Origin of the sequence: Leucobacter sp. NPDC077196, assembly GCF_040687075.1 — a bacterium.
Lineage (GTDB): Bacteria > Actinomycetota > Actinomycetes > Actinomycetales > Microbacteriaceae > Leucobacter.
This window is the reverse complement of sequence record NZ_JBFBML010000016.1, coordinates 23,266-44,556: the sequence shown is the minus strand read 5'-3', so window position 1 is coordinate 44,556 and position 21,291 is coordinate 23,266. Positions and strand designations below refer to the sequence as shown.

The window sequence follows — 21,291 nt, the reverse complement described above, 5'->3', positions numbered from 1 at the left end:
GTGACGGATCACGGATTGCCGAACCTCACAGGCCAGCGCGTGCTGATCACGGGCGCCTCTGGCGGCATCGGGGGCGGTATCGCGCGCGCCTTCGCAGCGGCCGGAGCTCGACTGGCGCTGCACTACCGCGGCGCGACCCGGGAATCGAGCGATGCCGTGGGCGCGCTCGTGCGGGAGTTGCGTGAAGCCGGCGCTGAGGTTGAGCCCGTGCGCGCCGACCTCGCCCTCGCGGGTGCCGCATGGTCGCTGGTCGATGATGCGGTGTCGGCCCTCGGCGGTCTCGACGGTCTCGTCAACAACGCCGGTGTGCAGCCGGTCACCCCGCTCGCGGACACGACGCGGGGCGAGTGGGACGAGGTGCTCGGCACGAATCTCGGAGCGGTCTTCGAACTCTCGCAGTCGGCTGCCGCGGTGATGGGGAGTGATGGCGACGGTGCTCGCGGGAGCGGCCGAGACCGCTGGATCACGCACATCGCCTCGATCGAGGCCTCCCGGCCGAGCCCCGCCCACGCGCACTACGCCGCGGCGAAGGCCGGTCTCGTCATGCACGCCCGTGCGGCGGCGCTTGAGCTCGGACCCCTCGGGATCCGCGTGAACACCGTGTCGCCCGGCCTCGTCGACCGCCCGGGTCTCGCGGAGGCCTGGCCCGAGGGTGTCGCGAGCTGGACCAGCCACGCCCCGCTCGGGCGCCTCGCCACGGCCGCCGATATCGGGGGCGCCTGCGTGCTGCTCGCTTCTCCCGCCGCGACGTTCATCACCGGTCAGGATCTCGCCGTCGACGGCGGCATGCTGGCCACCCCCGGCTGGTGAACCGGGATCACCGCACACCTTGACGACCCCGAATCGAGAACGGAGCTGCCGATGAGCGACTACGAGACCGTGCTGCGCGCCGACGCGATGCTGACCCCGGAGGGCGTGGTCGCCGACGCCGAACTCGCCTTCGACGGCTCTGGTCGCATCACCTACGCGGGATCCGCCCGCCCCGACGCCGCGTCGGCAAGCGACCGCGTGGTGCATGACCTCGCGGGGCACGTGCTCATGCCGGGGCTCGTCAACGGCCACACGCACTCGGCGATGACACTGTTGCGCGGCGTCTCAGACGATGAGGGCTTCATGCCGTGGCTCGCGGCGGTGCAGTCGCTCGAGCAGCACCTCACCCACGACGATGTCGCCGTCGGGCTGCAGCTCGCGATGGTCGAGATGATCGAGACCGGCACGACCACCTTCGCCGACATGTACCACTGGGACGCCGAGCTCATCGAGCTGGTGCGCACCGCGGGCATGCGCGCCCTCGTCGCGCTCGCCTCGTTCGCTCCCGATTCGGTCGGGTTTCCCGGCGTCTCGCCCTGGAACGGGGCAGAAGCGACCGATCAGACCGAGGCGCTGGCCGCCCAGTACGCCGGTGATGCGAACGTGCGAATCGCCTACGGCCCCCACGCGCCGTACACCTGCCCGCCCGAGTTCTTGACCGATATTGTGCGGCGAGCCGTCGCGCACGGCATTCCCATCCACACCCATATCTCGGAGTCGGCCGCAGAAGTCGCGCAGATCGAGGAGCGGTACGGGGCAACCCCCGCGGCGCACCTCGACGCGCTCGGGTTCTTCGAAGCCGACGTGCTCGCCGCCCACTGCGTGCATCTGACCGAAGACGAGATCGCGCTCTTGGCACGCACCGGCACCGCGGTCAGCCATAACCCGGTCTCCAACCTCAAGCTCGGCAACGGCATCGCGCCCCTGCCCGAGTGGCAGACCGCCGGGCTGCGCATCTCGCTCGGCACCGACTCGGTCGCGAGCAACAACACGCTCGACCTGTTCGAAGAGATCAAGACGGGCACCATCCTGCACCGCGGGGCGCGGCAGGACGCCGCGATCGTGCGCGCCGCCGACGTGCTCGACATCGCGACGCGACGCGGCGCCGAAGCGATCGGGTTTGCCGAGACGGGCGCCCTCGAAGCGGGCCGCCTCGCCGACGTGATCGCGCTCGACGTCACGGGATCCGCCGCGATTCCGTTCGAGGCCGCCTCACTCATCTCCCACCTCGGTTTCGCCGCGACCGGAAGCGACGTGCGCCACGTCTTCATCGGCGGGCGCCATGTGTACGCCGAGGGCGAGCACTTGACGCTCGACGCCGACGCGATCCGCAGCAGGGCCGCCGAGGCTCGCGCGCGGTTGAGCGCCGCGGCGCGCACCGCCTGACCGGGCGCCTGCGCCCGAAGCATCCCAACTCCCACCACACCGAAAGGCCATTCATGCCCGTCCGTCTCCCTGCCGATGCCGAACTGCCACTGCTGCGCACTCGTGTCTCCGACCTCGCCGACCGCGCACTCGTCGTCGGCGACCCCGCCCGCGCAGCCCGTGTCGCCGAGCGCCTCGACGATACGCGGCAACTCGCGGTCAACCGCGAGTACCACGTGTACGCCGGCACCTGGAAGGGCGTGCCCGTGACGGTGGCTTCGCACGGCGTCGGGGGAGCCGGAGCCGCGGTGTGCTTCGAAGAGCTTGCGCGGGGCGGCGTCACCCGCATCATCCGCTCGGGCACCGCCGGCGGCATGCAGCCCGAGATCGTCGACGGCGCCATCGTAGTGGCGACGGGCGCCGTGCGCGCCGACGGGGTGAGCCACCAGCTGGTGCCCACCGAGTTCCCGGCGATCGCGACCCCAGAGCTGACCGTCGCACTCAAGGCTGCGGCGGCTCGGTCTGATCTCGACGTGCACAGCGGCGTCGTGCTCACGGGCGACATGTTCTACCCCAGCGACGTGATCACCGGTGTCGATCTCCCGCTGTGGCAGCGTGCAGGTGTCGTCGCGGTGGAGATGGAGGCCGCGACCCTGTTCGTCATCGCAGCGCTGCACGGCATCGAGGTGGGAGGGGTGTTCGCCATCGACGGCAATCCCCTCGCAGCGGCGGACACGGCGATGGGCGACTACGATCCGTACCGCGAGATCGTCGTGCAGGCGGTCGACGCCGCGCTCACCGCCGCGCTCGACGTGCTGGTGTCGTGAGCGCACCGGCACGCAGCGCGCACTCGTCGTTCTCCGCGGTGCTCTTCGATTGCGACGGCGTGCTCGTCGACTCAGAGACGATCACCATCCAGCTGCTCGCCGAGATGCTGCGCGAGCTGGGATGGGAGATCTCGTACGACGAGACCGTGCGCACCTTCATCGGGCGGGCCCTGGTGGACGAGTGGGAAGTGATCCTCGCGCACACCGGCTTCAGGATCACGGACGCCTGGATCCACGAATTCCATGTACGCCGGGATGACGCCCTGCGCGTCCGCGTGCAACCCGTAGCCGGAGTGGAGGCGATGATCGCGGCGGTCGCCGAGCGCTTCGGCGACCGCTTCGCGCTCGCCTCCGGCGCCGATCGCGTCAAGATCGAGATGCAGCTCGACGTCACCGGGCTCGGGCGCTGGTTCGGCGACCGGGTGTTCAGCGGCATGGAGCAGCCCCGCAGCAAGCCGGCTCCCGACGTCTACCTCGCCGCCGCTGCGGCGCTCGGCGTCGACGCCGCTTCGGCGCTCGTCGTCGAAGACACGGTCGCCGGTGTGACGGCCGGAATCGCAGCGGGCGCGACGGTGTTCGGATTCTCCCCGGACAGCCCGGTGCGCACCGATCCAGGGATGCTGCGCGGAGCAGGCGCGTCGATCGTGTTCTCAGACATGAGCGAACTGCCCGGTCTGATCGACGAGTGGGCCTCGCGGCCCGCGGCGTAACCCGACGCGGCCCGCAGTGTCAGCCGTTGCGGCTCGACGACGCGGGCTCCGACGCACTCCCTATGCGATGCGGGAGCGGTCGAACGCGTCGAGGCTGATGCCCTCGGCGAGCACGATCTTCGCCCACTCACGCGCAGAATGCAGGCTGTGATCGCGGTAATTGCCGCAGCTCACTGCTTCCGTTCCCGGCACGTCGTCCCAGGTGATGCGCTCCGCCAGATCGGTGAGCGAACTCTTGATCGCCTCGGCGACCGTCTCGACGCTCGGCTCGCCCCAGGCGATGAGATGGAATCCGGTGCGGCAGCCGAACGGCGAGATGTCGATGAGCCCGTCGAATCGGGTGCGCAGCAGCGCGGCGAGCGTGTGCTCGATGGTGTGCAGGCCCGCCGTGGGGATCTCCGCCTCATTCGGCTGCACCAGGCGGATGTCGAAGTTCGAGATCGCGTCGCCCTTCGGGCCGCGCTCGACCCCGATGAGGCGCACGTACGGTGCCAGCACTTTCGTGTGATCCAGTGAAAAGCTCTCTACTTCGGCAAGTTCGACGTCGCTCATGCGACCCAGTTTCTCATGGGCACCAGAGTATCGAGCATGGGCACGACATCTCCGGGCATGACGAAACGTGACTCCTGAACGGCGTCGGGGCCCGGGTACGAGAACGGGCCCGCACCCGAAGGTGCAGGCCCGTTCTCCGTACGCGAGCGTTACGCTGCGCGCGCGAGCTCCTTGCGGGTCAGCGCGATCCGCGTGCGGTCGCCCGCGAGGCGCTCTGACACGCTCACGTTCCAGCCGGCGCGATCGAGGCGCTTGAGGTCGCCGCGCGCCTCGTCGAGACGATCGGTCTCGACGACGTAGAGCGTGCGGCCAGAGCTGCGGTAGACCGAGCGGCGCTGGGCCCAGTCGGGCACGAGCATGTCTTCGGCTCCGCTGAGGGAGTGGTAGGGCGTGCGCAGGGGGGCGGCCGTCGGCCGCACGTCTGCGATATTGGGCATACGAATATGCGAAGTCATGGTGTTCCTTTCGTGGCGCACCGTCACGGTGCGCGATCCCCGAGCAGTTCTCGGGGGTGGGCTCACTGGGAGCCTGCGCTGCTTCGCCGGGGCTGCGTCGGTACAGCCCGTTCGATCTCTTGCGATCGATAGCGGAGCGCAACTGCACCGGTCTCATCGGGGGACCAGCCTCGTCTGAAGGCCTTCGGTGCTCGGTGGGTGTCGCGGCTGGTGACGCAGAGTTGAGGTGATCTCGACGTGCCGTTCAACGGCGATCATGCGTACGGCTCGCGAACCCGACTCCTCATATTAGAACACATTTTCGAAAAGCGCTAGTGTGGGTTCGAAGATGTGGATCAATAGGCGTGTGAGCGCCGCTGGGAGCGCCGATGACTGAACCGACCACCCTGCTCGTGTTCGCACACCGCGACGAGGCTTCGGCCTTCTCCGATGTGGCTCACCTCGTGACCGGAGTGGGCAAGGTCAACGCTGCGGTAGCGCTCGCCGCGGAGCTCTCCGAGCGTCCCGTCGATCGCGTTGTGGTGCTCGGAACGGCAGGCGTCGTGAGCGACGGCCCCGAGCGCCCATCGCTCGACGCGGTCTACCAGATCACCGGAGTGGTGCAGCACGACTTCTCGCTGCCGTCGCCGGAGCTGCGACCCGCCGGCGACGCGATCCTGCCCCCAGAGGCGACCGCCACCATCGCGACCGGCGATGTGTTCGTGCAAGACGATGCCCAGCGCGCGACCATCGCAGGCCTCGGTGCGAGCCTCGTCGACATGGAGGCCTACGCGTACGCCAGCGTGTGCGCGCACTTCGGGGCCGCGCTGCAGATGTTCAAGATCCCCTCCGACTTCGCCGACTCGACCACCACCGACGAGGAGTGGGACACGATCGTGTTCCGCAAGAGCAAGCAGCTCAGGGAGTTCTGGGACACCAGGCTGAGGTAGTTCGCGCGGCCGCCGCGTCAAGGCGGTGGCAGGGCTGCTGCTCCTTCGGTACACCTGAAGGCATCGGTGCGTTCGGTGCCGATGGAAAGGGGAGAACCGGTGCTCATGGAAGCCGACGGGCTCATCGTCGATTGGACGCTGATGCCCACGTACAACACGATCATGTCGCTCGCAGCGGGTGCGGGGCTGCTCTGGATACTCGGGCTGGTGCGCGCGCTTCGCAAACCAGGGGAGTTCGCTCCCGAGGGGTGGGCGCTGACCGCCGCCGTGCTCGGAAGCATCCTGACGCTCACCGGCGCGCATATGACCCTGACCTGGCCGCTCGCCGCCTACTTCCCGTTCGACAACATCATCTTCGGAGAGCCGAGTCTCGGATTCGGCGTCCTGCTGCTGGCAGCAGCCTTCCTGCTGTGGCGCCGCTCCGCCGCCATCACGGCGGCTCCAGACCCGGGGGCGCACCTCGCGCGCACCGCCCGACCACTCGGTATCTTCGTCTTCGGACTGGGTCTCGCGATGTTCGGGATCGCCGCCGCTGGAATGGTGTTCCAGCTCTTCGCCGCGCCGCCGGAAGAGCCCATCTCGGGTGCATTCGCCGAGTACCCGTGGGTGGAGGCGACCTTCATGTCGGGGCTCTTCGCGCTCGTCGGAGTGGGCGCCGTGCTCTTCCCCTTCGCCCTCAGGGGCTTCGATTCAGCCGGACCGAAGCTGCGGCCCGTCGCTCTCGTCGCGGGCATCGCCTGGGGGCTCGCCGGGCTGGCGTTCCTGCTCTTCGGGGCCCTCAACTACTTCACGCACATCGGCCTGATCATCAATACGACCGCGTAACGGCCCGTGGATGAGGCCGCACCGCGGTCCGATTCGCGCGAGCCGTTCGCATCCCGTAGGATTTTCCGCGGTGACGTGTCCGAGCGGCCGAAGGTGCAACTCTCGAAAAGTTGTGTAGGGTAACCCCCTACCGTGGGTTCAAATCCCACCGTCACCGCCAGATGAGAAGCCCCGGGTCCTTGCACAAGCGAGGGCCCGGGGCTTCGTGTTCACGGCGGCATCGGTTGCATCAGCGACACCGAGCTACGGCTCGACGCGAACCACGCCGAGTTCGTACGCCCGGATCACCGCGAGAACGCGATTCGGCACTCCGAGCTTCATCAGAATGCGCCCGAAGTGAGCTTTCACCGTCGATTCGGTGACGTGGAGGGCCGCCGCGATCTCTCGGTTGGTCAAACCTCGACCGACGAGTGCGAAGACGTCCCGTTCCCGGTCCGAGAGCGCGTCGAGCTCGTGGGCGCGGGGCGGCGCCTCGTCTCTCGCCAGGTGGGGCACCGCGATCTCGATGAGCTTCGCCGTGACGCGGCGAAACGACCGCGTCCCCGGTGACGACCGCGCGCACCGCGGCGATCAACTCGTCCGGGCGCGTGTTCTTCAAGAGGAACCCTGCGGCTCCGGCCTGCAGCGCGCCGAAAGCGTACTCATCCACATCGTAGGTCGTGAGCATGAGCACGCGCACGCCGGGATGCCTGGCCGTGATCTCGCGGGTCGCCTCGATGCCGTCGGTCCCCGGCATGCGCACATCCATCAGCACGACGTCGGGGGCGAGCCGCCCGGCCGCCCGAACGGCCTCGACGCCATCTGCGGCCTCGCCGACGACCTCGATGCCGGGGTGCGCGTCCAAGACGAGTCGGAGCCCGTATCGGACGAGATCCTGGTCGTCGGCGATCAGGAGACGGATGACGTCGGAGTCTGCCCCCGCGTTCGTGCCCGAGTGCGCTTCGCTCATTGCTCCTCCAGCGAGAGACGAACAGAGACCTGCCAGCCGCCGCCGGCGAGCGCGCCGGACCGTACCTCACCGTCATAGAACATCGCGCGCTCCTGAATGCCGACGAGGCCTCGCCCGTGTCCCACAGCGGCCGGAGCTTCTGCGGAGCGGTCGGTCACCACGATGCGCGCCTCGTGCTCGGTGAACTCGAGGCGAACGCGCACGTCGCGCACGTCTCGCGCGTGGCGCAGCACGTTCGTGAGTGATTCCTGCACGATCCGGTAGACGGTCAGCCCGACAGCCGAGTCCGCTTCGGGCGCCCCCGCCTGCTCGAGTCGCAGGGGAAGGCCGGCGGCGCGAAACTCTTCGATGAGTGCCGGAAGGTGGCGCATGGTGGGCGGCTCCGGCATCGGCCGCGCTGCACCTGAGTCGTCGCGAACGGCGGTGAGGAGGCGTTTCACCTCGGACAGGGTGCGTCGGCCGGTCTCCGCGACCCGGCCCATCACACGCCTCGATTCGTCGGGACGCGCGGCCGCGGTGGCTTCGGCTCCGTCGGCGAGCGCGATCATCACCGCCAGACTGTGCGCGATGACATCGTGCATCTCCCGGGCGATGCGCTCCCGTTCGCCGGCCGCTGCGATACTGACGTCCTGCTCCGCCCGTTCCATGATCGCGCGAATTTGCCGATTCCGATGCCCGGCATTGATGCCGAGGAGCGAAGCGATGAGCATTGCGGCGATGAGGACGATCGAGACGCTGAGCCAGTCCGTCGGCCAGCTCTCCCAGTCGACCCGAAGCGCGAGTCCGTGCACCGGCGGGCCGAGGCGCACGCGGAATGCGGTGATCAGCGCACCTGCGCAGGCGACGAGCGCTCCGACACCCAGCGCGGCCCAACCACGACGGCTGCCGAACTCCGCCCCTGCGCGGTACAGCGCGACCAACGCGAGCGCGATCTCCGCTCCGGATCCCGCGGCACAGGTGAGGAGCAGGAGACACAGGACGGCACCGAATGCGACGATCGGTCGGCGGCGCCAGAGGCAGAGCGTCGCGGTGCCGGCCGCGCACAGCAGCACCAGCGGCCCCGCCGGCGTTCTCAGCTCGGACTCGAGCGAGAGGTAGCCGAGTACGGCGGAGATGCTCAGGTAGACCACCAGGGCGAGCACGTCGCCGCGGGTGAAGACGCGTGGGGGCCGGTTTCGCTGCGCGCTCATGCGTCCCGTCTGCGCAATGCGATCGCCCCCGCAGTCAGGGCGAGCCCGGCGGAGACGGCGGCGATCACCCACCCTGCTGCTGTGCTGATGTGACCCGACCACAGGTCGAGGAATGGACCGGAGCCATCGCTCACCCGGCTCATCGCGTCACCGGCATTGCCGAGCAGCGTGATGCGGATGAGGCGAGAGAGCAGGCCGTATGGGAGCACCGAGCTCAGCACCGGGATGAGCAGCGTGGCCGCGAACACGATGATGGAGCCAGCGGTGGTGGACCGCACGAGAGCTCCGACGCCGAGCCCGAACAGGCTGCAGAAGCCGAGGTACGCGGCCGAACCGACCAGCGCCGACGCCACCCCGGGGCCCGTGAGGGGAGCGGCGAGCCCGTGCTCGGCGTAGAACGGATACGTGGCGGCCCACGTGCTGAGCGCGGTGATGAATGCGACTCCGGTGACCGCGGAGCCTGCGACGAGTGCCTTCGCCCAGAGCACGCGCAGGCGATCGGGAACCGCGACGAGGGTGAGCTGAATCGTGCCGGAGGAGTACTCGGCACCGATCATCATGACACCGAGGATACCGGCGATGATCTGCCCGCTGATCACCATGGGCATGGTGACGTCGCCCATCGTCCGTTCGAGTGAAGGGACCGACGGCACGCCCGAGGATTCGAGCGTGGCGGCGAGGAAGAGACTGCCGGTCATCCCGATGAAGAAGATGCCCCCGAGGGTGATCAGTGAGGCGGGAATGCTGAGGAGTTTGATCCATTCCGAACGGAGGACGCAGGCGAATGCGGGGCGGCGGGTGCGCGCATCCGACCGGTGCGCGGGTGCGGTCAATGTCATGAGTTCGCTCCTGAAGGGCTTGTGGTCGCTCGGTACTCGGTCGCCGCTGCGGTGAGCGCCAGGTACGCATCTTCGAGGGACCCCTCGACGGAGGTCACTTCGTGCAGCACGATGCCCGCCGCAGCAGCAGTGCTGGCGACCTGTTCCGCCGACAGGTGCTCGACATCGATCGCACCGTCGGCGCGAATCGACACGGTGACGCCGGGCGCTGTCAGTGCCGCCATGAGACGTTCGACCTCGTGCGTGCGCACGCGCACGGATGACGGGGTCGCGCCGGTGATGACGTCGCGCATCGAGCCGTCGGCAAGGATCGCGCCGCGGCCGATCACGATGAGGTGATCCGCCGTCTGCGCCATCTCGCTCATGAGATGCGACGACAGCAGCACGGTCTTCCCCGCTGCAGCGAGCTGCCTCAGCAAGGCTCGAATCCAGAGGATCCCCTCGGGGTCGAGCCCGTTCGTCGGCTCATCCAGGATGACCGTCTGAGGATCCCCGAGCAGCGCCGCGGCGATACCGAGACGCTGGCCCATGCCCAGTGAGAATCCGCCCACCCGTCGGGTTGCGACCGCATCGATGCCCGTGAGCTCCATGACCTCTCCGACGCGGGCCCGACCGATGCCGTGCGTCGCCGCGATCGAGAGCAGATGCTTGTACGCCGTGCGACGCCTGTGCGCGGCGCGCGCATCGAGCAGCACGCCCACCTCTCGCAGGGGCGCTGGCAGGTCGCGATAGGCGCGGCCGTTGACCTCGGCGATCCCGGCGCTCGGCTGATCCAGCCCCACGATCATGCGCATCGTCGTCGACTTTCCCGCGCCGTTCGGGCCGAGAAAGCCGGTGACCTTTCCCGGTCGCACCGTGAAATCGATCCCGTCGACGGCTGTCTTGTCGCCGTACCGTTTCGTGAGCGTCTGAACTCGAATCATGATGCACCTTTCGCTTGCATCCGACGCTACGGAGAGCCGGGCGCAGGCGCATCGCCCTGGAGTCTGCACATCGCTCCGGCGACCAGTACCTGGGTCTACACGGAATCGGCGGTCACGAGCGCTGCGCTGCCTCGCTCTCCGCGTTGCCCTCCCGCGGCGGGTTGCGGATTCCGAGGAATGAGACGATCGCTCCCGCGAAGAACAGCACGCCCGTGACGATCGCCGCCGAGTGGAAGCCGCGCAGGTCGAGCTGCCCGCCGACGATCGTCGCGAGGAGTGCGATGACGATGAGGCCGGCGACCCGGGAGATCGCATTGTTGACGGCGGATGCGATGCCGCTGCGCTCGGGGCCGATAGCGCCGAGGATCGCGGCCGTGAGCGGTGCGACCATGATGGAGAGCCCCAAGCCCATGACGACCATCGAGGGCAGCACCTGCCACCAGTAGGAGAAGGGATCCCCGACGAGCAGGAGCAGCAGGGCGCCGGCGCCGAGCAGCAAGGGGCCGACGGTCATGAAGAGGCGCGGGCCGTACTTGCCGGCGAGGGCTCCGATCTTGGAGCTCAGGAGCACCATGAGGATGGTGATGGGCAGGCTCGCCAGCCCGGCGAGGGTGGCGGTGAGCGCCGGCCCGTTCGGGTTCTGCAGATACACGCCGATGACGAAGCCGTTGAGCGAGAGCGCCGCGTAGATGAAGAGCGTGGCGAGATTGCCGGTCCAGAAGTTGCGCACGCGGAAGAGCGACAGCGGCAGGATCGGTGAGCTCACCCGCGTCTGCCACCACAGGAAGGCGAGAAGGAGTGCTGTGCCGGCCGAAAGCGGAACCCAGATCACGGGGCTCTCCCAGCCATGCGCGGGCTCTTCGATGAGGGCCCAGACGGCGAGCCCGAGTCCGATGGCGGCCGCCGCGCCGCCGAGCCAGTCGATGCGCACCCCGCGCTGACGGTCGTCGGTATCGGGCAGCTTCTTCAGCATCCAGAGGGTCAGGCCGATGGGAACGACGTTGATGAGGAATACGAGGCGCCAGGAGAGGTAGTCCGTGAATACGCCACCGAGGAGAGGCCCCACGATCATCGCGCCCGTCGTGACCGCGGTCCAGGCGCCGATCGCCTGCCCCTGCGCGGCGCCGGAGATGCGGGAGGTGATGAGCGCGAGCGAGCTCGGGAGCAGGAATGCGCCGGCCGCTCCCTGCAGGGCGCGCGCGATGATCATCATCTCGGGGGAGACGGCCAGCCCGACGGCGAGCGAAGCGATACCGAAGCCGATGAGCCCGATACGCATGATGACGACGCGACCGTACGCGTCGGCGATCGATCCGGCGAGGAGCATCAGCGCGCTCAGCGTCACGAGGTACGCGTCGACCACCCACTGCTGCGTGCTGAGACCTCCCCCGAGCTCTTCGGAGATGCGGGGGAGCGCCACATTCGTGACCGACATGTCGAGCGAGGTCACGAACGAGGCGAGAATCGCGATCGTCGTGACGAGTCGCTGCGGTGCGCTCAAGCGCGTATCGGTCATGTGAGCAGGATACGTCGACCAGGGGTGGTCCGGTGGCTCAGCGGAAGACGCGGCTGATGCCGCTGACGAGCTGCGACAGCTGCACCCAGATGATGACGCGGTATGCCGGGCGCAGCACGAACCCGAGCACGCGGTGTCGTCGCGGCCGATCGCCCGCGCGATCCCAGGCGAACGCGATCCTGATTCGTGTTCCGTCAGCCTCCGGTTCGAGGGTGATGTCGATGGTTCTGGAGTTCGCGCGCGGAGCGTCGGGGAACGCCAGGTTCCAGACGACGCGCCGCTCGGGTTCGCGCGCGAGCAGCCCGAGGCGCACTCGTCGGAACGCGGGGGCGACCTTGAGCTCCGTCCCATCGGGGCGGGTGGTGGTCGCGCGAGCGCGCCAGCTTCCGCCCAGCTGATCCGTCGTGCCCTCGGGGCTCGCGGCGACGCTTGCGATCGACGGCTCCCACTCGGGTATGCGGGCAGGATCGGCGAGCAGCGACCACACCTCGGCGGTCGGGGCGGGGATGAAGCCCTCGGTGGTGCCGGCCAGGGGGCTCGATGAGCGCGGACGGCTCTCGGCGTGCTCGTCGATCGATGCCGCGCTGCCGGAGGAAACGAGGTCGTGCTCGATCGCCGCCCGGTTCGCACCGACCTCCTGGACCACCGCCTCGATGAGGCCGCTGGGTTCCGCGAGCAGCTCGGTGAGCACCGCGACCGCGTCCCCGGCATTGCCGCGGGCATTCGCAGCCGTGAAGATGCGCCCCGCGCGGTCGCTCCACGTGTATCCGTCGGTCTCGTGGAAGACGATGCGGCCGGAGTCTGGCTCACCGACGCTCACGCCGAGGCCGGCGAGCTGCGCGGAGTGCTGCGCGGCGACGCCGGCACGAGCGGCTTCGAGGGTGAGGCCGTGACGGCGCAGGACCCGGCCCGCCCGATCTCGGTCGATGGTGAGCGCGAGGAGCAGATGCTCGATGTCGGCGGTGCGCAGTCCGACGCGGGAGGCCTCCTCCATCGCGGCGAGCGAGAGGCGGTGAGAGGTGTCGGCTGACCGAGTGAACTTGCTCATGCGTGCCTCCGGGGGATGACGATCGCGGGATCGATGCGCTTGGCGTATTTCTTGTGCACGGCCTGGCGGGTCACTCCGAGCGCGTCGGCGATCTGCTGCCAGCTCATGCCGGCGAGCAGCCCTGCCTCCACCTGCCGGAGTTCGAGCGTGTCGGCGAGGGCGCGGAGCGAGGTGACCGCGCGCAGTCCCGCGCGCGGATCGCTGAGGTCGGCGGCGCGCGCCGCGATCTGCGAGGATTCCATGGTGTCAACTTACGTTGCTTGCGCGACTCGTGTCAACCCCGGTTGCTTGCCGGTCCCAGGTTCAACGGTCGAAGAACCCGCGCACGTCAAAACCCGAGATCGCCTCGCCCAGTGATCCGAGCCCGCCCTGCGCAGCGTCGAGTGCGGATCCTGCCGTATCGCCCGCGCCGGCTACGGCATCCTCGACCCCGGGCACCGCGTCGCCGAGTCCCGAAAGCGCATCGCCCGCCGCGAAGTCACCCATCATCGCCTCGGGGTCGAGCCCTCCGGCCAGGGCGTCGAAGTCGATGCCAGCACCGGCGGCTTCAGCGAGGAGAGAACCGCCGATCGACGTCGCGATCGCGCCGCCCGCCACGAGTCCGAGCAGGCCGACAGCACCGGCGCCGGCCGCGAGCGCCCCGCGACCACCGCCGCCGCGTGCGGCGCCCGACGCACCCGAGAGCAAGCGGCGCAGTGATCCCGGGTTGCGTGCTTCGCTCCTCGTCGCGGCACGAGCGAGATCGGCGGGCGCCGTCGAGACGGGGCGCTCGCCTGGCGCGAGGCTGCGGTTGAGGTCCTCCTGCAGCAGTGCTCGCTGCGACGGAGTGAGCTTGGCGAAGGCCTCCGCGTGCACCTGCTCGAGCTGCCCGGGCTCAGCCGTCTCCAGCAGATAGTTGTACCGAGCGATTGCCGCGCGGTCTTGCGGGCTCACCGCAGGCGGTGCAGTGCGGGGCCGGTGCGGATCCGGTCGAACGTCTGCCCCAGGAGCCGAGGGTCGGCTCTGCTGATGGCGCGGTTCTCCCGTCACCGCGTCTGCAGCCCGGTGCACCATCGCGCGCCAATCGGTCGCACCGCTGGACGAACCGCCCTGCGGCGCACCGCGTTCGCCCGCGCCGCGCGAGTCGATCGCCTTCTTCGCCAGGTTGAACATCTTCTTCATATTGCTCATGAGTGGTCCTTTGCCGTGCAGATCGAATGGAGGGGAGGAGCGGGGGAGGCAGGCTTCGCGCTCGCCGCAGCATGCGACGGGGTCACCGGATCACGCCGACGCGTCGAGGCGCGCACCGAGGGCCGGCCATGGCCGGCGGGGGTGCGGCGAAGATAGGCGCGGCGTGGTGTGCGGCGTTGCCGAAGGCGGCAGATCGCATGAGAGCGCTCCAAGGGGTGACGTGGGACATCGTCAAGGTCTCCTCCACTGCAAGCAGCTGGCGGTCCGGGATGACACTGATCATCCGTATTGACGAACCCACCACGCGGGAGTACTCCCCTTGGTGCTCACCAACATAGCCGCTGCAGGCCCAGCCCGGCTGGGAAGTGCACCGATCGGGCTCCCGTATGCTCGATGCAGCGCATGGAAAGCCCCGCATCTGCGTGGGCGGAATGATGGAGGCCCAGCCACATGAGTAGTCACACGCACGCACTGCGCGCCAGTCCTCGAGGGCTCTTCCGGGCATTCGCGATCGCTGAGGCCTTCACGTGGGCGGGGCTGATCGCGGCACTCATTCTGCGTGCAACGGACACCGCCGATATCGTCTCCGTTGCGGGCGGCCTCCACGGTTTCGTGTTCCTGTGCTACGGCGTGACGACGGTCTTCGTGTGGGTGAATCAACGATGGCGTTTCGCCCTGGGTGCGACGGGACTGCTGCTCGCGATCGTGCCGTTCGCGACCGTACCGTTCGAAATGATGATCGATCGGAAGGGCCTGCTGAACGGCACCTGGCGGCTCGCGCCCGGCGGCGAGAATCCGCGGAGTTTTCCTGAGCATGTGCAGGCTTGGATTCTGCGCCATGTGCTGCTCTCGATCGTCGTGCTGGTCGTGCTCGTCGCGGTGCTGTTCATCACCCTGCTCTGGCTCGGCCCGCCGATTCCGAAGGGCGAGTGACGTCAGCTCCGGTCAGTGCGGACGTCGTCCCGACGCGGAATCGGTCCCAACGAAAAGACCCCCTCACGCAGGAGGGGGTCTTACTGGCGGTGACGGTGGGATTTGAACCCACGGTAGGGGGTTACCCTACACAACTTTTCGAGAGTTGCACCTTCGGCCGCTCGGACACGTCACCGCTAACGAGATTAGCGCATGGAATCGATGAGACGCGAATCGAGGCGCTGCCTCCGCAGGTCTGGCCGTTCTCGCTCCTCGCCGGGCACCTGCGCCTGGCGCACGAGTGCGGCGAGTTCGCCCCGGTCCCCGGCACTGAGCTTCGCCCGGGCGTGGGCGATGTGCGACTCCACGGTCCGCACGCTGCACCGCAGCCGTGACGCGATCGCCTTGTTGCTGAGACCCTCTGCGACGAGGCGTGCCGTCGCCGACTCGCGAGGTGTGAGTCGCACGTGCTCGCTCGCCGGGAGCAGGTCGACTCGGAACCAGGGATCGACGCGTCGGGCCGCCGCCTCGAGTTCCGCGAGCTTCGTGTCGCATCGGTTGACGCTTCCGGTCGCCCGCCGACGCATGAAGATGCGCTTGGCGGCGCGAAGCGCGAAGGCGGCCGGGGCCCAGAAGCCGGCTTCCGTCAGCGCATCCGCGCACTGCAGCAGCGCCACGGGGTGCTGCTCGTTCGCCGCCTGGACGTGGGCACGGGCCAGTTTCGCGATGTCGAGGGCACGTGATGCGTCGAGCGGCGATTCGTGCAGATGGTCGTAGCGGCGAACGCGGGAGCCGATGCGATCCAGGCGCCCGCTGAAATAGGCGAGCACCTGCGTGGGGAAGTCATCCACGATGTCCTCGCCGTTCCCGTCGAGGTCGACGTGACCGGTCGCCGTGCGGAGGATGGCGCTCCCGGTATCGCGGATCAGTGCTGTGAGGCGCACCGGGAGGAATCGCGGGAGTCGAGCCTCGAAGAGTTCCCATTCGCGCAGCGCTCGAGCCATATCGCCCGACGCGATCGCCTGCCCGACAGCGCCGAGGTGGCCGAGCCAGACCCGGTGCCGCGTCGACGCCGGCAGCGATTCCGTCAACGAGTAGAGTGCGACGTCGCTCCCGTCGGTGTCGCCGAGGTAGAGCGCGAGCATCGCCTCGGTGACGATCGCGGCGGAGAGCAGATCGCGCAGCTCTGGCGGGCTCGATACGGCGATGTCGGTGACTCGGGCGATGCGCTCAGTGCATGTTGCAGGATCGCTCGGGCGCCTGCCGCGCTTGATGTTCTCCAGATCGATGAGCTGACCGGCGAGGAGTGCCACTTCTCGCGCCGGATGCGTCGTCGCGATGCGGTGCAGCGCTTCGGTGTCGGATCCGACGGGGCCGGTCTCGTTCCATCGAGCGAAGACGAATCGCGCGTCGCGTTCTGACGCTCCGGTGTCGGCGCCGAGGAGCGTCTCGGTGCGCGCCTGCTGCGGAATGGGCGATTCCGCCGTGATCTGGCTCGTGAGGGCGATGGCGGCGATGCGCTGCGATGCCGTGCCGGAAGCGTGTTCGGGAACCGCATTGAGGCTTCGCAGGCCGGCCAGAACGCCGTGCATGACCGTGGCGGCTCTCGCGCGGTCGAGCGGGTCGAGCGTGGCGCCGAAGCCCGCGCCGCGCACGAGCAGGTCCCGGCACTCGGTTCCTGCGCCGAAGCTCAGGGCGTCGAGCGCGACTCGGCGGAACAGGTCTGCTCGCGCCGGGTCGAGCTGCTGATGGATCTCGCCTCCGTCGGTGATCGTCGTGCAGAAATGCGCTTCGCGATCGGAGAGCGGGACACCGAGGGACTCCTGCAGCAACAGGGTGCGAGCCGCGCGCTGCTCGGCGGAGGCCACGATGTCAGCTTTCGTGCGCACTCGCATACCCGCCGCGAAGAGCTCGGGGACGCCGTACGTGGTCGGGTCGGTCGGGGTCTGAATCAGAACGCCGTGCGCCACGAGGGATGCGACGGCAGCGCTGCCGACGAGGTCTTCATGACCGAAGAGGGTGCGCGGCTCGAGCTGCGCGAGCGTGGTCGCTGCAGCGATTTCCGCGTCGGTGAGTGATCTCTGGGCCAGTGCGTGGGCGAACTCGAGAGTCGGGATACCCGATTCGCTGATCTGGGTCGGTGCCAGCCGAGGCCAGGGTGTGGCGATCACCGCGCCCTGCGCAGCGAGTCGGATCACCTCGATGAGCCACGCAGGGCGACCCCAGGACATGCTGTGCAGCGCGGCGAGCACGCTGGAGTCGAGCGGAGTCGTCGCCACCTCGACCGCGATCTGCAGCGTTTCAGGCAGCGTGAGCGGGTTCAGGTGCACGTAGCGGGTGACGGGCGCGTCATCGTGCTCGGGGGTCAGCAGCTTCGCCCATTCAGCCGCACGGTGATCGTCGTCAGTCGAGAGGTCGGCGGCCACCGCGCAGAGCACGGGGGCGCCGTTTCGGATCCGGTCGATGAGCGAAAGGATGAGCTCTGGCGCGGCGTGCTCTGCATCATCGACGAGCACGACGTGACCCGGGGCCTCGTGCTCGATGCTCTCGCGTGCTTGCGGCTCGCGTGCGCTGCACCTGAGTACCGGTCGTCCTGCGGCCTGCAGCGCGCTCGCAACGGCGCGCATGATGTGCGAACGTCCGCTCCCGTGCCCGCCGGCCAGCACGATGGTGCCCGGGGCGCTGAGCTCGTCGACGAGGTGCGCGACCATGACGCTTCGCACCTTGCCTCGTTGCACGTGACGCATCACATTGTCCCCCTGAAAGACGAACCACCCCCGTGGGCACTGAGTATCCGCTCAGCACAAACATCTTCTGGGAACACCATAGCCGATGAATAGTCCTGTGGTGAGGGGCTGACATCATGCGAACCGGGCATGCGTCTCAGTAGTGATCAACTGCATCTCAGTATCAAGCGAAGACACTCTCAGGGACGTCCACATCTCGTTACAGCGCTACGCGAAGTCGTAGCTTCAGGGAATACACATAAATAGCCTCGGCGGAGGGGGCTGGACTCTGTCCGCTCCCGGATCTCGCAGTGACGCGGAACATACGTCAGAACGGAAGAGGGGGCCTCCCGTGGGGTACAGAGAAGATCAGCGGAGGAGAAGGTTCGGCAGAGCCACTCGTCCCATAGCAGTGGGATTGGCGGCGGTGACTGCGCTCGCCTCGGCTTCGGCCTTCGGTATGACCGCCGCGGCGGCAGACGTACAGGCGCCGAGCGCAGAGGCAGAATCGGCCGGCCACGGGCACGGTCTGTGGATCGACGGGCTCGGGCTGGACGTCGCGAGCACCGCCTCGACCTCGACGGAGTTCCCCGACGTGCCGGGACCGGCCACGAACGGTCTGGACCTCGAGCTCCTCCAGTCGGCGACGGTGAACGCGAATGGCATCAATCTCCCGCTGCTGAGCGATGGCACCAACGGCGGCCTCCTCGCACTGGGTGATCTCGGGGCGCTCTCGAGCTTCTCGACCTCGCCCTCGGCGACCTCCTCCATCGCATCCTCGGGCATCATCACCGAAGAGGGTGCGATCGATCTCGGGCCGGTGAACGACCCCGATAGTTTTGCTCCGGCCCAACTCGACGCGAGCGCGCTCGTGCGCCAGGTGCTCGGCGATGCCGTCGCCGACGAACTGCTCAACGAGGCCACCCTGAGCGTCGGCGCACTCGCATCTCGAGTCGAAGCTGAGAACGGCGCGGCGACATCGGAGTACTCACTCTCCGGCCTCGATCTCGAGCTCTCGAGCCCGGCCGTCGGCGGACTCGTCGACGATGTCGACGCACTCGCCGGGGGCCTGCTCGTTGACGTCGAAGCTCTGCTCGCAGAGGGCGGGACGGTGAACACCCTGGTCTCCGATCTGGTCGACACTATTGACGCCCTGCCTCTCGCAAGCGCATCTCTCAACGGGCTCGGCCTCGACACCACGGAGCTGACCACGGAGCTTCGGGCGCAGCTTCTGCAGACGCCGCTCGAGAACTCAGAGGGCAGTGTGTCGGTCGATCTCAGCGACGGCACGATCACCGTTGCTCTCGACGAGCTCGCGGTGAGCGGGCAGCCGGGCGAGAGCTTGAGCAGCCTCGCACCGAACACGGATGTGCTCAGCGGACCGATGGTCAATGCGATTCTCGACGGCGTGAGCGATGCACTGCTCGGCGACGGTCCGAACTCGCTGGTGACGAAGGCCGTGACACTGATCACTGAGGGCGTGTACGGCGTCGGCGTCACCGCTGATCTCGAGATCGGACTCGGCCTGGACCTGGGCCTGACTACGATCGATGTCGCAGGTGGGTCGGTTCTCATTGAAGGAACGCTCGGCGGCATCCTGGGCCAGGAGGGGTACGATCCCTTGGCGATCAACGCCTCTGACGTGACCTTGCTGCCCGGGCTCCCCGAACCGGTCGATCTCGGCGATGTGCTGCAGCCGGTCCTGGACCTGATCACGCCGGTGGTTTCGAGCATCGGCGCGGCGATCCTCCCCGTCGTAACGACGGCGGTCGCTGATATCCAGCCGTCGATCACCGGACTCCTCAACCCGATCGTGACCGAGCTGCTCGACGATGCGCTCGAGCCGGTGCTCACGGAGGTGCTGGCGATCACGATCAACCAGCAGCCGGACACGAGCGATCTGGGAGCGGACGGCTTCACCGTGCGCGCCCTCAGTCTCACGCTGCTCCCGCTGCTCGGCGACAGTTCCGTGAACGTGCAGCTCGGCTCCGCCTCCGCGTTCGCGGAAGCGGCAGCCGCGACGCTCGCCGCATCACCGAATCCGGTCGTGCAGGGCGGCGTCGTCACGCTGACCGGCACCGGCTTCACCGAAGATGAGGACGTCACTGTGACGTTCCCCGACGGGACCACTGAAGTCGTCGTCGCTGGTGCCGGTGGATCGGTCACCGCGACGTGGGATGTGCCCGAAGATTACGCCCCCGGAACCGTGAACTTCTCGGCTGCGGGCGGCACGAGCGGGCTGACCGCGACGGCGTCCACTCAAGTCGTGGCGGCCTCCGCAGCGACCCTCGATGCGGCCCCCGATCCGGTCGAGCAGGGCGGCACCGTGACCCTTACCGGCGGCGGCTACGAAGACGGCGAAGACGTCTCGATCACGCTTCCCGACGGCGTCATCACGACGGTCACCGCTGAAGACGATGGAACCTTCACGACCACGTGGGCAGTTCCCGCGAACTTCCCGGTGGGCGCTGCGAACTTCTCCGCCACAGGTGTCACGAGCGAACTGACCGCCGCGGCGAGCGTTCAGGTCGAGGCAGCAGCAGCGGCGTTGCTCGAAGCGTCACCCAACCCGGTGGCGCAGGGAGGCACCGTGACCCTCGCGGGAGGCGGCTTCGAAGGCTCGGAAGGCGTGCTCATCGAACTTCCCGACGGAACGACGACCACGGTGACCGCGAATGAAGACGGCGCGTTCTCCACGACCTGGGTCGTGCCGGACGACTTCGCCGAGGGCGACGCGACCTTCACCGCGACCGGCCTGCTAAGCGAACGAACGGCTACTGCGACGACCGAGGTTGTTGCGGCGGTCGAGGCCACGCTCGATGCCAGCCCGAACCCTGTGCTGCAGGGCGGCACGGTCACGCTGACGGGCGGCGGATTCGCCTCCGGCGAGGACGTCACGGTGACCCTGCCCGACGGCACGACGCGAGTGGTACCGGCCGAGCTGGACGGTTCGATCAGCACGACGTGGGAGGTGCCGTCCGATTTCGCGACGGGCACCGCGACGTTCACCGCTCTGGGTGAGGAGAGCGGAGCCACGGCGACCGCGACGACGGAGGTCGAGGCGGCTCCGGTGGCGACGCTCGAAGCGACTCCGAACCCGGTGGAGCAGGGCGGAACGGTCACGCTCACCGGCGGCGGATTCACCGACGGCGAGAATGTGACCGTGGTGTTCCCCGATGGCACCGAGGAGATCGTCGTGGCCGGCGAGGACGGCTCGATCACCACGACCTGGGAGGTTCCGGCGGACTTCGAGCCGGGCGAAGCGACCTTCACCGCAACGGGTGAGACCAGCGAGCTGACCGCGACCGCGACCACGGTCGTCGAGGCGGCGGCGGATGCCGATGTGAATGCGAACGCTTCGGCTTCGGCTTCGGCTTCGGCTGATGCGGCGGCTGACGACGAGGCCTCGGCATCGGCTCAGGCGGCGGCACAGGCTGCGGCGAACGCCGATAACACGAGCGACGCTTCGGCGGCTGCTGATGTGACGGCGAACGCGGCGGCTGAGGTTGCGGCGACGGCGGATGCGTCGTCGGAGGCGTCGGCTG

Annotated in this window: 18 protein-coding genes, 2 tRNA genes and 1 pseudogene; 9 read left to right on the top strand and 12 right to left on the bottom strand. The window is 68.5% G+C overall.

Annotation, left to right across the window (positions count from 1 at the left end; translation table 11 throughout):
• From AB0O71_RS13215 to AB0O71_RS13200, 4 genes are read left to right on the top strand one after another with little or no spacing between them, the layout of a single operon-like run.
• Positions 1-810 (top strand): SDR family oxidoreductase, encoded by an 810-nt coding sequence (locus tag AB0O71_RS13215; RefSeq protein ID WP_363746035.1) that lies wholly within the window; start codon positions 1-3, stop codon positions 808-810.
• Positions 811-861: 51 nt separating this feature from the next.
• Positions 862-2,196, top strand: coding sequence for an amidohydrolase (locus AB0O71_RS13210; RefSeq protein ID WP_363746033.1), 1,335 nt, complete (start codon positions 862-864; stop codon positions 2,194-2,196).
• 53 nt (positions 2,197-2,249) lie between these two features.
• Positions 2,250-3,002 carry a nucleoside phosphorylase gene (locus AB0O71_RS13205; RefSeq protein ID WP_363746031.1) on the top strand — a complete coding sequence of 251 codons (753 nt, stop codon included), beginning with the start codon at positions 2,250-2,252 and terminating at the stop codon, positions 3,000-3,002.
• Positions 2,999-3,712 (top strand): HAD family phosphatase, encoded by a 714-nt coding sequence (locus AB0O71_RS13200; protein ID WP_363746029.1) that lies wholly within the window; start codon positions 2,999-3,001, stop codon positions 3,710-3,712. The genes AB0O71_RS13205 and AB0O71_RS13200 overlap by 4 nt, the downstream gene beginning before the upstream one ends.
• 60 nt (positions 3,713-3,772) lie before the next feature.
• Here AB0O71_RS13200 and AB0O71_RS13195 read toward each other — a convergent pair whose 3' ends face one another.
• A complete protein-coding gene (locus tag AB0O71_RS13195) occupies positions 3,773-4,264 on the bottom strand; it encodes an S-ribosylhomocysteine lyase (protein WP_363746027.1) in 492 nt (163 codons plus the stop codon).
• Positions 4,265-4,413: 149 nt separating this feature from the next.
• Positions 4,414-4,719 carry a hypothetical protein gene (locus AB0O71_RS13190; RefSeq protein ID WP_363746025.1) on the bottom strand — a complete coding sequence of 102 codons (306 nt, stop codon included), beginning with the start codon at positions 4,717-4,719 and terminating at the stop codon, positions 4,414-4,416.
• 368 nt (positions 4,720-5,087) lie between these two features.
• Between AB0O71_RS13190 and AB0O71_RS13185 the strand changes: the two genes are divergently transcribed.
• The 3 genes from AB0O71_RS13185 (at position 5,088) to AB0O71_RS13175 (ending at position 6,633) form a co-directional block, all read left to right on the top strand.
• Positions 5,088-5,648 carry a purine-nucleoside phosphorylase gene (locus tag AB0O71_RS13185; RefSeq protein WP_363746023.1) on the top strand — a complete coding sequence of 187 codons (561 nt, stop codon included), beginning with the start codon at positions 5,088-5,090 and terminating at the stop codon, positions 5,646-5,648.
• A 105-nt stretch (positions 5,649-5,753) separates the two neighbouring features.
• Positions 5,754-6,473, top strand: a complete 720-nt coding sequence (locus AB0O71_RS13180) for a DUF981 family protein (RefSeq protein WP_363746063.1) — start codon at positions 5,754-5,756, stop codon at positions 6,471-6,473.
• A gap of 69 nt (positions 6,474-6,542) precedes the next feature.
• Positions 6,543-6,633 (top strand) — tRNA-Ser (locus AB0O71_RS13175).
• Positions 6,634-6,716: 83 nt separating this feature from the next.
• Here AB0O71_RS13175 and AB0O71_RS13170 read toward each other — a convergent pair.
• The 8 genes and pseudogenes from AB0O71_RS13170 to AB0O71_RS13135 all read right to left on the bottom strand — a co-directional run bounded on the left by AB0O71_RS13170 (position 6,717) and on the right by AB0O71_RS13135 (position 14,108).
• Positions 6,717-7,422 (bottom strand): annotated as a pseudogene (locus AB0O71_RS13170) (response regulator transcription factor).
• A complete protein-coding gene (locus tag AB0O71_RS13165; RefSeq protein ID WP_363746021.1) occupies positions 7,419-8,612 on the bottom strand; it encodes a histidine kinase in 1,194 nt (397 codons plus the stop codon). The pseudogene AB0O71_RS13170 and the gene AB0O71_RS13165 overlap by 4 nt, the downstream one beginning before the upstream one ends.
• Entirely contained in the window at positions 8,609-9,451 is an 843-nt protein-coding gene (locus tag AB0O71_RS13160) for a hypothetical protein (RefSeq protein WP_363746019.1), read from the bottom strand. Before AB0O71_RS13160 ends, AB0O71_RS13165 begins: the two co-directional genes overlap by 4 nt.
• Positions 9,448-10,374, bottom strand: coding sequence for an ATP-binding cassette domain-containing protein (locus AB0O71_RS13155; RefSeq protein ID WP_211649011.1), 927 nt, complete (start codon positions 10,372-10,374; stop codon positions 9,448-9,450). Before AB0O71_RS13155 ends, AB0O71_RS13160 begins: the two co-directional genes overlap by 4 nt.
• A 112-nt stretch (positions 10,375-10,486) precedes the next feature.
• On the bottom strand, positions 10,487-11,890 hold the full coding sequence (locus tag AB0O71_RS13150; protein ID WP_363746017.1) for an MFS transporter: 1,404 nt from the start codon (positions 11,888-11,890) through the stop codon (positions 10,487-10,489).
• A 37-nt stretch (positions 11,891-11,927) separates the two neighbouring features.
• Positions 11,928-12,938 (bottom strand): SRPBCC family protein, encoded by a 1,011-nt coding sequence (locus tag AB0O71_RS13145; protein WP_363746015.1) that lies wholly within the window; start codon positions 12,936-12,938, stop codon positions 11,928-11,930.
• Positions 12,935-13,180 carry a hypothetical protein gene (locus AB0O71_RS13140; protein WP_090151554.1) on the bottom strand — a complete coding sequence of 82 codons (246 nt, stop codon included), beginning with the start codon at positions 13,178-13,180 and terminating at the stop codon, positions 12,935-12,937. The genes AB0O71_RS13145 and AB0O71_RS13140 overlap by 4 nt, the downstream gene beginning before the upstream one ends.
• 61 nt (positions 13,181-13,241) lie before the next feature.
• Positions 13,242-14,108 carry a cation-transporting ATPase gene (locus AB0O71_RS13135; RefSeq protein ID WP_346058126.1) on the bottom strand — a complete coding sequence of 289 codons (867 nt, stop codon included), beginning with the start codon at positions 14,106-14,108 and terminating at the stop codon, positions 13,242-13,244.
• Between the two features lie 450 nt (positions 14,109-14,558).
• Here AB0O71_RS13135 and AB0O71_RS13130 point away from each other — a divergent pair, with 450 nt between their 5' ends.
• Positions 14,559-15,041, top strand: a complete 483-nt coding sequence (locus AB0O71_RS13130) for a DUF3817 domain-containing protein (protein WP_363746012.1) — start codon at positions 14,559-14,561, stop codon at positions 15,039-15,041.
• An 84-nt stretch (positions 15,042-15,125) separates the two neighbouring features.
• Here AB0O71_RS13130 and AB0O71_RS13125 read toward each other — a convergent pair.
• Both AB0O71_RS13125 and AB0O71_RS13120 read right to left on the bottom strand, forming a co-directional pair.
• Positions 15,126-15,216 (bottom strand) — tRNA-Ser (locus tag AB0O71_RS13125).
• A 10-nt stretch (positions 15,217-15,226) separates the two neighbouring features.
• Complete coding sequence (locus tag AB0O71_RS13120) at positions 15,227-17,731, bottom strand: helix-turn-helix transcriptional regulator (RefSeq protein WP_363746010.1); 2,505 nt, start codon at positions 17,729-17,731, stop codon at positions 15,227-15,229.
• Positions 17,732-18,173: 442 nt separating this feature from the next.
• On the opposite strand from AB0O71_RS13120, the gene AB0O71_RS13115 reads away from it, so the two are divergent.
• A partial coding sequence (locus tag AB0O71_RS13115; RefSeq protein ID WP_363746008.1) for a choice-of-anchor G family protein occupies positions 18,174-21,291 on the top strand: 3,118 nt, incomplete at its 3' end.